This window comes from Cumulibacter soli (genome assembly GCF_004382795.1).
GTDB lineage: Bacteria > Actinomycetota > Actinomycetes > Mycobacteriales > Antricoccaceae > Cumulibacter > Cumulibacter soli.
Map to the genome: position 1 here is coordinate 66,270 of NZ_SMSG01000006.1, position 13,671 is coordinate 79,940.

Here is a 13,671-nt window from a genome sequence, read left to right on the forward strand (position 1 = left end):
GGGCATCATGAAGATGCCCTGGTCGAAGTCTGCCCCCGTCACGAGTGAGGCGCCTGCGCCTGCGCCGAAGGCTCCAGAGCCGCCGCGCGATCCCACCGCACCCAAGGGCCGCCCGACACCGCGCCAGACGCAGCGACGCGGGCCTGTCGAACCCCCGCCGCAGACCAGCAAGGAAGCTCGCGCACGGATGCGCGAGCAGAACCGCGAGCGCAAGGCGGCGGGCCTGCAGAAAGAGCGGCCGCTGTCGGCGCGTGAAGAACGGATGCAGGCGCGAGACGCCGGACCGGAACGCGAGTTGGTGCGCAATCTCGTCGATACTCGGCGCAGTATCTCCTCGGCCTTTCCGCTGTTTGCGATCTTGATCCTGGTCGCCATGTTCTCCGGACTGCCCAGCAGCAATCCCGAGGTGTACAACTACATCTCGTACGCGTGGTTGGCGTTCTTCGCGGTCATCATTTTCGAGTCGATCTTCCTCGGCCGGGTGATCGGGCGAGAGGTTCGCGCTCGGTTCCCGAAGACAACGATCCGGATGGGTTCGCTGAAGTATTACGGCATCATCCGCGGCCTGATGTTCCGGCGGCTGCGCTTTCCCAAGCCGGTCCTGCGCCCCGGCGACGAGGTCTAGAGAAGCGCGGACGCCGCAGTCAGAAATGACGTGTGGCGTCCGCGCGAACAACATTGGGGGCTTTCGAGCCGGTCACTCCTCCGGCGGATGAAGGCTCATCCCGTCATAGATGACGTCGTCGTCCTCCATCAAGGTCACCGAATCGACGCCTGCCGCCAGCAGGCTCTGCCACTCGTCGCCGACCCATGTTTCGGCGTCCACCTGGCTGTCGAAGGCAGGCACGGTCGGCTCGGTGAGCACAGTGCCGTCATTGCGTTCCAGCCGCCATGTCCAAGTCATCGCTATCTCCCTATCCGGTGCTTCAGCGTACGTGCGAGGGCACGAACGGCGGTTTGACGATCCGCATCACCGACGTGCGCCCGCGTACGTCGACCCGTACTTCGTCCCCCTCGCCCAAGCCGGACGCCCGGTCGATCAGGGCCAGCCCAATCCCCTTGCGCAGGGTCGGCGAGAACGTGCCGCTGGTGACCTCCCCGACGGGGGTGTCAGCGGCTCCGATGACTTGCATATGCGGGCGCGGAATGCCGCGGTCAGTCGATTCCAGTCCCCACAGCAACCGTGCTGCCTTTGCGGCTCGTTCGGCGCTCAGCGGCTCGCGTCCCCAAAATGCTGGCTTCTGCCACCCCACCGCCCAGCCGGACCGCGCCTGGTTCGGGGTGATCTGCAGGGACAGGTCCTGCCCATGCAGTGGGTAACCCATCTCGGTGCGAAGTGTGTCGCGCGCGCCGAGCCCGCACGCGCGTGCCCCCAGTCCAGAGCCACGCTCCAATAACGCATCCCACAGCAGTTCGCTGGAATCCCAATCGACGACGAGTTCGTAGCCCAACTCGCCGGTGTAGCCGGTGCGACACACAGTCAGCTCGGCACCTGAGTACGTGGCGGGTACGAACGCCATGTAGTCCATGTCCGTGGGCAGACCGAGTTCGCGCAGCAGTTCGGCAGAACTGGGTCCCTGCACCGCGATCACGCCGTACTGTTCGTGCTGATCGGTGATCGTTACGCCGGCCGGCACCACGGCGTTCATCCGCCGGACGACTTCGGCGGAGTTGGCGGCGTTCGGCACCAGGAACACGTCATCTGGGCCGTTCAGATAGAGGATCAGATCGTCGACTACGCCGCCACTGCTGTCGTCACAGCACAGTGTGTACTGCGCAGACCCGGGCTCGATCCGACCGATATCGTTACTCAGCACCGAATTGATGAAGTAACTAGCGCCGGCACCGGTCACCGATACCTTGCCGAGGTGCGATACGTCGAAGATTCCTACGCCGTCCCGGACGGCCTTGTGCTCGGCCAGTACACCGCCTCCGGCGTACTCGATCGGCATCAGCCATCCGCCGAAGTCGGCCATCTTGGCACCCAGCACTTCGTGGCGCCCTTGCAGCGGTGAATTCTTGAGATCGTTCGCGCTCATGAAGGCAAGGTAGCGCGCTGTCGGCAGCAGTCGCCAGACGGCTCCGCACCTTCCGCGTAGGCTCGCTGCAGATACATCCCAACTTGGAGAAGCCAGTGACTGATCTTGCCCTGTCCGACCGCCGACTCAGCTCCCTCAAGCTCGACGCCGTAATCGTCGGCACCGCTGTTGAGGACGACGCACTCGTGCTGCTGCCCGGGGCGGACGACCTCGATAGTCAGCGGCTCGTCGACACGCTCGCCCGTCTCGGTGCGACCGGCGCCGCGGGTGAGGTGCTCAAGGTGGCGCTCGACGAGCAGACTCCGCTGGTGATCGCGGTCGGTCTGGGCTCGGCCGGCGACGACGGCTTCGACGCGAATGACCTGCGTAAAGCCGCCGGTGCCGCGATCCGAGCGACGACTGGTCTGAGCAAGGTCGCCACAACCCTCGCTCAGGTGGGCGGGGAGAGTTCGGACGAACTCGTGCAGGCGGTCGGCGAAGGTCTGGTACTCGGCGCGTATCGATTCGATGAGTACCGTAGCGAGCGGCCGGCGGCCGATGACCTGCCGGCGTCGAAGGTCACGCTGCTGGTCGACAAAGCGCGCACCGCATCGACAAAGGCCGCGCTGAGCCGCGCCGAGAAGATCGGCGCCGCCGTCTCGCTCGCGCGGGACTTCGTGAACACTCCGCCTAACGACCTTTACCCGGATTCCTTTGCCAAGCGCGCGAAGGCCCTGGCGACGGCAGCGGGGGTAAAAGCCGAGATCCTGGACGAGCGTCGGCTCACCGCCGGCGGATTCGGCGGCATCCTCGCCGTCGGAGGTGGCAGCGACCGTAAGCCGCGGCTACTGCGCCTGACGTACGCCCCGACCGGCATCAAGCGCGGTACCGCGTCCGTTGCGCTCGTTGGTAAAGGAATCACGTTCGATTCGGGCGGTATTTCGCTCAAGCCCGGGCCGAAGATGGACCTGATGAAGACGGATATGTCGGGTGCGGCCGCCGTCATCGCCACAACGTTGCTCATCGCCGCGCTCGAACTTCCGATCAAGGTCATCGCGACGGTGCCGCTGGCCGAGAACCTGCCGAGCGGGTCGGCGTACCGGCCGGCAGACGTCATCACGCACCGCGGCGGCAAACGTTCGGAGATCCTCAACACCGACGCCGAGGGCCGTGTCGTGCTGGCCGACGCCATTGCGCGCGCGTGCGAAGACAACCCGACCTACCTGATCGAGACCTCCACCCTGACCGGTGCTCAGGTCGTGGCTCTGGGCGATCGCACCGCAGGCGTGATGGGCACCGACGAATTCCGCGATCGCGTGACCGACGCCGCCAACTGCGTCGGCGAGGCGGCCTGGGCGATGCCGCTGCCGCAGGATGTGCGCGACGGGATGAAGTCGAAGACCGCCGATATCGCGAATATCGGAGCCGGTCCGGGCGGCATGCTCGCCGGCGGTCACTACCTCAAGGAGTTCGTCGGCGAAGGCGTTGAGTGGGCGCACATCGACATCGCGGGGCCGTCGTACAACTCCGGTGGCGCGTACGGGTTCATCGCCGAAGGCGCAACGGGTACGCCGGTGCGCACCATGCTGCACGTGATCGAGGACATCCTCGCCGAAGGCTAGAACTGGCGAGTTATGCGGCCGGTTGTTGACGCATCTCGTCAACGACCGGTCGCAGATGAACGGCACGCGCACGGCTTATGTCATGGCTTATTTCTGTCATGGCTTATTTCGCGCGGACCAGTCACGCATGCGTTGCGGATATCCGGTGCGTTGCACGTCGTACACCGGGATCTTCAGGTCGGCGGCGAGTTGTTTCGCCGCCTTCTCGGTCGTACGTCGCCGCGTCCACTCGCCGTCGGCGGCGACCAGCAATACGCTCATCTGAGTGACGTTGGTACGCGGTTCGACATACGCCTCGACGCTACGGCGGCTGCGCGCGAACTCGCGCAGGTGCTCGATATCGGCCTTTGTGGCCGCGCGGTCCATGCTGCCGTCACGGCCGCCAGATGAGCCCTTTCGGCGGCGGTGTAACCGGTCTCGCAGACCCATCCTTCAACTCCCTCATGACCGGGCGCACAACGCGAAGTGGAAAGTGACAAGATGAGACGGTACGTGTTTGGCACGCGCCGCGCTGCGAATGCCCTCACTGAAGGACTGCTGACCCGAAGGAGAAACCGCACATGTCGGTCTCGGTAACCATGCCCGCGCTCGGGGAGAGCGTGACCGAAGGCACCGTCACCCGCTGGCTGAAGGCCGAGGGCGACCAGGTGACCGCGGACGAGCCGTTGCTGGAGGTCTCGACCGACAAGGTCGACACCGAGATTCCGGCACCCGCGTCCGGAATACTGCAGAAGATCATTGTCGGTGAGGACGAGACCGTCGATGTGGGTACTGAGTTGGCGATCCTGGGTGACGGTTCGGCCGAGCCTGCGGCACCTGCCGAGGAGCCCGCGGCACCTGCTGAGGAGCCCGCAGCGCCGGCCGAGGAGCCGGCCGCCCCTGCCCAGGCGGAAGCGCCAACGCCGGCAGAGGAGCCCGCACCTGCTGCGGCAGCGCCGGCCGAGCCCGCTGCGCAAGGTGGCGCCGAAGGCACCGAGGTCGAGATGCCGGCGCTCGGAGAGAGCGTGACCGAAGGCACCGTCACTCGCTGGCTGAAGCAGGTCGGCGAGTCGGTCGCGGTGGACGAACCGCTGCTGGAGGTCTCCACCGACAAGGTCGACACCGAGATCCCCTCCCCCGTCGCGGGAACCGTCCTGGAGATCCGGGTCGCTGAGGATGAGACCGTCGACGTCGGCGCGGTGCTCGCCGTTATCGGCGCTGAAGGCGCGGCACCATCGAGGCCCGCGGCACCTGAGCCCGCACCGAGCGAACCTGCCCCCGCAGCCGCCGCGCCCGCTCCAGCTCCTGCCGCCCCTGCTCCAGCTCCCGCAGCCCCTGCGCCGGCGGCTGCCCCCGCGGCACCAGCGCCCGCACCCGCGGCACCCGCACCCGCGGCACCCGCACCCGCACCCGCTGCCGCTGCACCTGCTGCGGCCAAGAGCGATGACAGCAACGCATACGTCACCCCGCTGGTACGCAAACTCGCCGCCGAGAACGACGTCGACTTGTCGACTCTGACCGGTACCGGCGTCGGCGGACGAATCCGCAAGCAGGACGTGCTCGCTGCCGCAGAGGCCGCGAAGGCGCCCGCACCGGCCCCGGCCCCCGCCGCGGCCGCTCCCGCACCGGCGGCAGCTCAGGCGACCTCGGGCCTTGGCGCCGAGACCTCGAACCTGCGTGGAACTACTGAGAAGCTCAGCCGGCTTCGTCGCCTGATCGCCGATCGGATGGTCGAATCGCTGCGCAACTCGGCCCAGTTGACGACGGTCGTCGAAGTGGACGTCACTCGCGTCGCGCAGCTACGCGACCGCGTCAAGGCCGATTTCCAGGCCCGTGAGGGCGTGAAGTTGTCCTTCATGCCGTTCTTCGCGCTCGCCGCCGTCGAAGCGCTGAAGACGCACCCCGTGGTCAATAGCGAGCTCGACCTCGAAGCCGGCACGATCACGTACCCCGATGCCGAGCACCTCGGCATCGCGGTCGACAGCCACCGCGGTCTGATCGTTCCGGTGATTCACCACGCGAGCGATCTGAACCTGGCGGGACTCGCCCGCAAGATCCACGATCTGGCCGAACGCACCCGCAACCAGACGATCGGCCCGGACGAGTTGACCGGCGGCACATTCACGCTGACCAACACCGGCAGTCGCGGCGCACTGTTCGATACGCCGATCATTAACCAGCCGCAGAGCGCGATCCTCGGCACTGGCGCGGTCGTCAAGCGCCCCGCAGTCATCGACGACCCTGATCTCGGCGAAATCATCGTCGTGCGGTCGTTCGCGCACCTGGCGTTGTCCTACGACCACCGCGTCGTTGACGGTGCCGACGCGGCTCGATTCCTGAGCACCATGAAGGAGCGTCTGGAAGCCGGAAACTTCGAAGCAGACCTCGGCATCTAATTAGTTCACGACAATCCGGTCCACACCGCATTCCGCGGTCTGGGCCGGATTCGTCTATTCAGCCCGACGGCTGACCTCGGCGATCAGCCACTGCCCCGCTTCCTGCTCGAGCGTGAATTCGACCTCGCTCGATGCTCGCCCGGCGACAGGCATCTCGGTGCCGCCGGCGTCAACGATGGTGAACGGCGCAATCTCATCCCGGACAACAAGCACGACACTGTCGGACTCGTGAGTCACCGACAGGACCTCGCTCAGCGTGGGCGCGAACCCGACAACGGATCGGTCCTGCGAGCGCAGAGATTCGATCGTGCCCAGGTCAACGCGCAGTTGGCGGCTGCCCGCTGTGTACACCTCGCTCAGTAACTCGACCTGTCGAGTCGCAAATGCGTCACTACGCAACTCATACAACTGCTCGAGTTGCTCGTACCACGCCGAATCGCCGTCGGTAACGGGCGCGGCGTCTGCCGCACCATCGGCACCAGACTTCCCTTCCGCGCCCGGCCACAAGACAACCCCGAGTAGCACCGCGAGCCCAACCAGCGCGGCAAGGACCACGTTCGTCCGATGATCAACCGACCGCTGTGCAGCGGCGTGTCGCGGTCGTGAGCGCCGCAGCGAGCCCTCTTCGATTCGGAACCTCATGGGGCCAGGCTAGGCCGCGCCGAATCCCCGATCCGAGTTATCCACAGGCGACCACTCAGCCGACGACGAAGTTGACCAACTTGCCTGGCACGACGACGATCTTGCGTTCGGTCTTGCCCTCGATCAGCGCCGCGATCTTCTCGCTGCCGCGGGCTGCGGCCTCCATGGCCTCGCGATCGGCGTCCGAGGCTATCTGCACGGTGTCGCGGACCTTGCCGTTGACCTGCACCGGAATCTCAATCGTCTCGTCAGCAAGCAACGAAGTGTCCGCGACCGGGTACGGGTGCCATACGAGCGACGACTCGTGACCGAGTCGACTCCACAATTCCTCGCTCAGATGCGGGGCCAGCGGTGCCAGCATGAGCACCAGCGGCTCGACGAGCGCACGCGGCGCGCCGTGCGGGTACGTGGCGGTGATGTGATTGTTGAGTTCGGTGATCTTGGCGATCGCGATGTTGAACCGCAGTGTGTCCATACCCTCACGAGCGGCCAGCACCATCTTGTGCAGCGTGCGCACCGACTCCTCGGTCGGCGCCTCATCGGTGACGGTGACGGCCCCCGTCTCCTCGTCGATGACATTGCGCCACACCCGCTGCAACAGCCGCTGGCTACCGACGACATCCTTGGTCTCCCAGGGACGCGATTGGTCCATCGGACCGGTGAACATCTCGTACACGCGCAGCGTGTCCGCGCCGAACAGGGCGTACATCTCATCCGGGCTGACCGAGTTCTTCAGCGACTTGCCCATCTTGCCGTGCTGCCTGCTCACTTCGGCTCCCTGGAAGAACCAGTGCCCGTCCTGCTCAGTGACCTCGGCGGCAGGGACGTACATCCCGCGGTCGTCGGTGTACGACGCAGCGGTGACCATGCCCTGGTTGAACAGCCGTCGGAATGGCTCCTCACTGGTGACGTGGCCCAGATCAAAAAGGACCTTGTGCCAGAACCGCGCATACAACAGGTGCAGCACGGCATGCTCGACGCCGCCGACGTACAGGTCCACCCCACCGGTGTCACCGGCTGATCGCGGACCCATCCAGTACTTCTCGTTCTCCGCGCCGACGAATCGTTCCGAGTTCGTGGGGTCGAGGTAGCGCAATTCGTACCAGCAGGATCCAGCCCACTGCGGCATGGTGTTCAACTCGCGGCGGTATCGCTTCGGTCCGTCGCCGAGGTCCAGGGTGACGTTCGCCCACTCGGCGTTGCGCCCCAGCGGCGGCTCCGGTTCGCTCATCGCGTCGTTCGGATCGCCGGTTCGCGGCGAGAAGTCGTCAACCTCGGGCAGTTCGACGGGCAGCATCGACTCCGGCAGCGCGTGTGGCATACCCGACTCGTCGTACACGATCGGGAACGGCTCGCCCCAGTAACGCTGGCGGCTAAACAGCCAATCGCGCAGTTTGTAGGTGACCGTGGGCTTGCCGAGTCCACGCTCATCCAACCAATCAATGACGGTGCGCTTAGCGTCGACGATGGCCATCCCATTGATGTCCAGCGCCCCGTCCTCGCGGGCGGAGTTGATCGCCGGCCCATCGCCGGTATAGGCCTCGCCGTCGAAGCCATCGCTCGGCTGCACGGTGCGCACGATCGGCAGGTCGTACTTCGCGGCGAAGTCCCAGTCGCGTTGATCCTGCCCTGGCACCGCCATGATCGCGCCGGTGCCATAACCCATCAGCACATAGTCGGCGACAAATATTGGCAACTTCTTACCCGTCAGCGGGTTGGTGGCGTACCCGCCGGTGAAGACGCCCGTCTTCGCCTTGTCGTCGGCCTGCCGGTCAGCGTCGCTCTGCGCCGCTGCGGCCGCTTGGTACTGGCCAACCGCGTCGCGGGGATTGGCCGCGCCGCCTGTCCACGCCGACGGGGTCTGCTCGGGCCAGGCATTAGCGGTCAGGGCCGATACAAACGGGTGCTCGGGTGAGATCGCCACGAACGTCGCGCCGAACAGCGTGTCAGGGCGGGTGGTGAACACCTCGAGGTCCCCCGCGACGGTGGCGAACCGCACGTTCGCCCCCTCGGAGCGTCCGATCCAGTTGCGTTGCATGGTGCGGACCTTGTCCGGCCAGTCCAGCCGGTCCAAGTCGGCCAGGAGCCGATCGGCGTACGAGGTAATCCGCATCATCCACTGCTTGAGCGGCCGCTTGAACACCGGGAAATTGCCACGTTCGCTACGGCCATCCGCAGTGACCTCTTCATTGGCGAGCACGGTGCCCAGTCCGGGACACCAGTTCACCGGCGCTTCGGAGATGTACGCCAGCCGATGGTCATCGATGACGCGCCGCTGCTCGGCATCCGTGAGTTCTGCCCATACGCGGCCCTCCGGCAGACCGTCTGTGCGGGTACCCGCAGCGAACTCACCGATCAACTCATCAATCGGTCGGGCCTTCTGAGCGACGTCGTCGTACCACGAGTTGAAGACTTGCAAGAAGATCCACTGCGTCCACTTGTAATAGTCGACGTCCGTGGTTGACACAGATCGTCGCGGATCGTGGCCCAATCCAAGGCGGCGCAATTGACGGCGGTACGTCGCGATGTTCGCTTCGGTGGTGATCCGCGGATGCTGACCGGTTTCCACGGCGTACTGCTCGGCGGGCAGGCCAAACGCGTCGAAGCCCATCGTGTGCAGCACGTTGTAACCGTTCATCCGCTGGAAGCGAGCGAATACATCGGTGCCGATAAAGCCGAGCGGATGGCCGACGTGCAGACCGGCGCCGGACGGGTACGGGAACATGTCGTTCACGTACAGATGATCACGCTGCGCGACCTGCTCGAACCCATCGGCGAGCGCACCTGCAGGGTTCGGCGTGTGGAAGGTGCCCTCCGACTCCCATCGGTCCTGCCAGCCGAGCTCAATCTGCTCGGCCACCGCAGCGTTATACCGGTGTGCTGGGACGTCGCTGGTCTGGCTCACGTATCTTCCTCTGCTCTTCTGTGACTACTCACCTGACGCGGGTTGGGCACTCGACGGGCACAAAAAATCCCCACGCCGATGAGCGTAGGGACGCCCTGCACGCCGAAACCCGAACGACCGCGGTCCGGTGCGGCTCACGACGGGTCCGCGGCCGCGGACCACACATCGCTCAGCCATCGAACTCAGCATACCGCCGAGGCAAAGTGATTCCCCCTTCGCGGCCAGGTGAGGTTAGATGGGCTGAGTACCAACCGTGCAACCAACCTGTGGAGGTACGTCACCTATGAAGGGCACGACCAGCGGGCTCCAGGATCTCGCCGCCGAGGTATCCGATAAAGCCTCCGACGCCGCCGAGTCGGTCAAGGATCTCGTCGAAGACGGAGCCAAGACGGCCAAACGCGCGCAACGGAAGGTCGCAAAAAAGTCCGCTAAGGCGCAGCAAAAGCTGACGAAGAAGTCCGATAAGGCAGCTAAGAAGGTCAAGCAGGTCAAGATCGACAAGAAGACCCGCAAGGCCATCGAGCGCACCGAAGCAGCGCTCGCGCATTTCACTGCCCGCACCGGCGAATCACTTGCTCCGGTGATCGAAGACGCTCGTGAGCAGTTGGCACGCTCCCGCCGTAGCGCGGCCGCAATCAAGACCTCCTCGCGCGCCAAGGCGAAGGCAGCACGCATCGAGGCCCACGAGCAGTTGATGGCTGCCGCGGCCGGACTCGCCGAGGCCAAGGCCGCCGCCAAACAGGAGGCAAAGGCCGCTGGGCGCAAGGGTAAGAAGGGTTCGAAGAAGGCGGCCCGCGCGCTCGCCGCGGAGGCTCCTGACCTCGAGTCGAACGGCACGCAGAAGAAGAAGCGTCGTAAGTGGCCGCTGTTGCTCGCCGTCGCCGGTGCCGGCGCTGTCGTCGTACGCAAAATGAAGGCCGACGAGGGTGTCGTCTGGCAGCAGCCGGCACCACGTCCAACCCCCTCGGAGGTTCCCGATACCGCCGCCGGGACGGACGCGCCCACTGACGTTTCGTCCGATTCGCCGCGCACTGAGGAAGGCGGCCGGCACAGCCGTCCCGACGAGGACTGATCGACGTACGCCGCCGGCCCTAGCCGTCTGCGGTGATTCTGCGGGGCACTGAGTAACACTGTCGTTCGATAGCGTTACTCAGTGCCCCGCAGATCGTTGGTGCGTCGAGGACGGCGCCAAATCTGGGGACGCATCACAGCCCGTCCCCATCAAGCCCGCGTGAGCACCAACTAGACTTGAAGTCCTTATGGCGAAAAAGACAGCAGACTCCAGCAGCGCGAAGCGCGGGTTGAAGTTATTCAAGCGCGGCTCGCGCAAGTCGGATGATGCTCCGAAGAAGAAGCGGTTTGCGCGCACGCGCGAGCTGTGGCAGGCGTACAAACTCCTGAAGCCCAACGATCCGAAACTGGGGATCTGGATCCTGGGCACGGCCATCCTCGGCTTCCTGATCGGTTTCTGGGGAATGCTTCTGCTCGCGGGAACCGGGATCCTCGGCGTCATCCTGGCCATCGTCGCCGGTCTGCTGCTGGGACTGCTGGGCGGCATGATCGTGTTCGGCATGCGAGCGCGCAAAACGACGTACCGGCAAGCGGAGGGTCGTCCAGGCGCAGCTTCCTGGGCCCTGGATCAGATGCGCGGTGATTGGCGCATCACCCAGGCGGTCAGCGTGTCCGCCACGCAAGACTTGGTGCACCGAGTCATCGGCCGCCCGGGAATCATCCTCGTGGGCGAGGGCGAGAACAAACATCGAATCGGCAGCCTGATCGGCCAGGAGAAGAAGCGCATCGCGCGTGTCGTCGGCGAGACGCCGATCTACACGGTGGTCGTCGGCGATGACGCCGACGCCGGCGAGGTCACGTTGAAAAAGTTGAATAAGCACGTGATGAAGTTGCCGCGGAATATCCAAGGCGCACAGATTCGCGCATTGGAGAAGCGCCTGCAGGCTGTCGCGTCGCCGAAGATGCCGCTGCCCAAGGGCCCGATGCCCGGCGGACGCAAGATGGAAGTCACCAACCGTCAGATGCGTCGTCGCGGTATGGGTCAGTAGCGAACTGACATGGCTGAAGTCGAGTACCCCGGCGCGGATCTGGGGCTGCCGCGCACCGGGATGGCATCGGTAGCGACCATCGGCTCACGTGTCGGTGCGCTCGTCATCGACTGTCTCCTCGCCGGCGCTATTACCTGGGTTTTCACCGCACCCGAATTCCCGCGCAACTGGTCGCTGCTCTCGCTGTTCTTGATCTATACCCTCACCACCGCATTCTTCGGCCGCACGCCGGGGATGACGATGGTGGGCATCGGCTTGGCGAGCGAATTCGAAGGCCAGCGTCTCGGGCTGGTCAAGGCGGCAATACGCACCGTCCTGTTGATGCTGCTGATTCCAGGGATCCTTATGGATCAGAACCGGCGAGGATTGCACGACAAAGCAGCGGGCACAGTCGTCGTGAACGCACGATAGCTGTAACAGGCCCGAAACATTCGAGTCATGGGTGAGCAATGCTCACTCGATAAGGTCGAGGAACCGACCCACCACGGAGGATCAATGTTTCAGTCCAAGGAAGAGCTGGTCTCGTACATCGAGGCGAACGACGTAAAGTTCATCGACGTCCGCTTCTGCGACCTGCCCGGCATCATGCAGCACTTCACCATCCCGGCATCGGGTGTTGAGGAGATGTTCGAGGACGGGCTGGCGTTCGACGGCTCCTCCGTGCGTGGATTCCAGGAAATTCACGAGTCGGACATGCTACTGCTGCCTGACGTCAAGACCGCAACCGTCGACCAGTTCCGTGCCGCGAAGACAGTCATCATCAACTTCTTCGTGCACGACCCGATCACCCGCGAGCCCTACAGCCGTGACCCACGCAACGTGGCACGCAAGGCCGAGGAGTACCTCACCTCGTCGGGAATTGCCGACGGCGCCTTCTTCGGCGCCGAGGCGGAGTTCTACGTCTTCGACTCGGTCCGTTACTCGACCGACAACATGAACGAATCGTTCTACCATGTCGATTCTGACTCCGGCTACTGGAACACCGGCCGCGAGGAAGAAGGCGGCAACAAGGGATACAAGGTCCGCCCGAAGGGCGGCTACTTCCCCGTCGCGCCGTACGACCACTATGGCGACCTGCGCGACACGATGACGCTGAACCTGCAGGAAGCGGGCTTCGAGATCGAGCGCGCGCACCACGAGGTGGGCACCGGCGGTCAGGCCGAAATCAACTACAAGTTCAATTCGCTGCTGCACGCCGGCGACGACATGATGCTGTTCAAGTACATCATCAAGAACACCGCGGCAGCGGCTGGTAAGACTGTCACCTTTATGCCGAAGCCGCTGTACGGCGACAACGGTTCCGGGATGCACACCCACCAGTCGCTGTGGAAGGACGGCAAGCCGCTGTTCCACAGCGAGACCGGGTACGCCGGGCTCTCGGATGAGGCTCGCTGGTACATCGGTGGCCTACTGCACCACGCCCCGTCGCTGCTGGCGTTCACTAACCCGACGCTGAACAGCTTCCACCGCTTGGTGCCCGGCTACGAGGCTCCGGTCAACCTGGTCTACTCGCAGCGCAACCGTTCGGCGTGCATCCGCATCCCGATCACCGGTAACAACCCGAAGGCCAAGCGCGTCGAATTCCGGGTGCCAGACCCGTCCTGCAACCCGTACCTCGCGTTCGCTGCCCAGATGATGGCCGGCCTGGACGGTATTCGTAACCGGATCGAACCGGCCGAGCCGATCGACAAGGACCTCTACGAGCTCCCGCCGGACGAGGCCGCCAACATCCCGCAGGTTCCCGACAGCCTGCCCGGCGTCCTGGATGCGCTCGAAGAGGACCACGACTACCTGCTTGAGGGTGGAGTGTTCACCGAGGACCTGATCGAGACCTGGATCCGCTACAAGCGCGAGAACGAGATCGACCCGGTCCGGCTGCGTCCGCACCCGCACGAGTTCGCGATGTACTTCGACATCTAAGTCGGTTCCGGGCTAGTCGCCTCCGCAAAGCGGGGTTGTCTTGCCACGGCGGCTTGAGTTGCGACGGCGCGGTTGAGTCGCCACGGCGGAATTTTTGTTCCACAGCGGGGTTGTCTTGCCAGAGCGGGG

At 64.9% G+C, this 13,671-nt stretch carries 12 protein-coding genes; 7 read left to right on the top strand and 5 right to left on the bottom strand.

Annotation, left to right across the window (positions count from 1 at the left end):
- The first annotated feature begins 7 nt into the window (after window positions 1-7).
- Window positions 8-625: a DUF3043 domain-containing protein gene (locus tag E1H16_RS13520; protein ID WP_134324429.1), complete on the top strand. Its 618-nt coding sequence runs from the start codon at window positions 8-10 to the stop codon at window positions 623-625.
- Between the two features lie 72 nt (window positions 626-697).
- On the opposite strand, the gene E1H16_RS13525 is transcribed toward E1H16_RS13520, so the two are convergent.
- Together E1H16_RS13525 and gcvT are read right to left on the bottom strand one after the other, a co-directional pair.
- Window positions 698-904, bottom strand: a complete 207-nt coding sequence (locus E1H16_RS13525) for a hypothetical protein (protein ID WP_134324431.1) — start codon at window positions 902-904, stop codon at window positions 698-700.
- A 22-nt stretch (window positions 905-926) separates the two neighbouring features.
- Window positions 927-2,039, bottom strand: coding sequence for a glycine cleavage system aminomethyltransferase GcvT (gene gcvT, locus E1H16_RS13530; protein ID WP_134324433.1), 1,113 nt, complete (start codon window positions 2,037-2,039; stop codon window positions 927-929).
- Window positions 2,040-2,134: 95 nt separating this feature from the next.
- Between gcvT and E1H16_RS13535 the strand changes: the two genes are divergently transcribed.
- Window positions 2,135-3,640 carry a leucyl aminopeptidase gene (locus tag E1H16_RS13535; protein ID WP_134324434.1) on the top strand — a complete coding sequence of 502 codons (1,506 nt, stop codon included), beginning with the start codon at window positions 2,135-2,137 and terminating at the stop codon, window positions 3,638-3,640.
- 96 nt (window positions 3,641-3,736) lie between these two features.
- Here the strand turns inward: E1H16_RS13535 and E1H16_RS13540 are convergent, their stop codons facing one another.
- Window positions 3,737-4,069: an oxidoreductase gene (locus tag E1H16_RS13540; RefSeq protein ID WP_134324435.1), complete on the bottom strand. Its 333-nt coding sequence runs from the start codon at window positions 4,067-4,069 to the stop codon at window positions 3,737-3,739.
- Between the two features lie 131 nt (window positions 4,070-4,200).
- Here E1H16_RS13540 and sucB point away from each other — a divergent pair, with 131 nt between their 5' ends.
- On the top strand, window positions 4,201-6,015 hold the full coding sequence (sucB, locus tag E1H16_RS13545) for a 2-oxoglutarate dehydrogenase, E2 component, dihydrolipoamide succinyltransferase (RefSeq protein ID WP_134324436.1): 1,815 nt from the start codon (window positions 4,201-4,203) through the stop codon (window positions 6,013-6,015).
- Window positions 6,016-6,069: 54 nt separating this feature from the next.
- On the opposite strand, the gene E1H16_RS13550 is transcribed toward sucB, so the two are convergent.
- Both E1H16_RS13550 and leuS read right to left on the bottom strand, forming a co-directional pair.
- Window positions 6,070-6,657 carry a hypothetical protein gene (locus tag E1H16_RS13550; protein WP_134324437.1) on the bottom strand — a complete coding sequence of 196 codons (588 nt, stop codon included), beginning with the start codon at window positions 6,655-6,657 and terminating at the stop codon, window positions 6,070-6,072.
- A gap of 55 nt (window positions 6,658-6,712) precedes the next feature.
- Window positions 6,713-9,562, bottom strand: a complete 2,850-nt coding sequence (gene leuS / locus E1H16_RS13555) for a leucine--tRNA ligase (protein ID WP_134324439.1) — start codon at window positions 9,560-9,562, stop codon at window positions 6,713-6,715.
- A gap of 283 nt (window positions 9,563-9,845) precedes the next feature.
- Here leuS and E1H16_RS13560 point away from each other — a divergent pair, with 283 nt between their 5' ends.
- The 4 genes from E1H16_RS13560 (at window position 9,846) to glnA (ending at window position 13,542) form a co-directional block, all read left to right on the top strand.
- Complete coding sequence (locus tag E1H16_RS13560) at window positions 9,846-10,634, top strand: hypothetical protein (RefSeq protein ID WP_134324441.1); 789 nt, start codon at window positions 9,846-9,848, stop codon at window positions 10,632-10,634.
- Between the two features lie 187 nt (window positions 10,635-10,821).
- Window positions 10,822-11,622 carry a DUF4191 domain-containing protein gene (locus E1H16_RS13565; protein WP_134324442.1) on the top strand — a complete coding sequence of 267 codons (801 nt, stop codon included), beginning with the start codon at window positions 10,822-10,824 and terminating at the stop codon, window positions 11,620-11,622.
- A gap of 9 nt (window positions 11,623-11,631) precedes the next feature.
- Entirely contained in the window at window positions 11,632-12,033 is a 402-nt protein-coding gene (locus E1H16_RS13570; RefSeq protein WP_134324444.1) for an RDD family protein, read from the top strand.
- A gap of 84 nt (window positions 12,034-12,117) precedes the next feature.
- The gene (gene glnA / locus E1H16_RS13575; protein ID WP_134324445.1) at window positions 12,118-13,542 is read left to right on the top strand and encodes a type I glutamate--ammonia ligase; all 1,425 of its coding nucleotides are present in this window, start codon (window positions 12,118-12,120) and stop codon (window positions 13,540-13,542) included.
- Window positions 13,543-13,671: the final 129 nt, after the last annotated feature.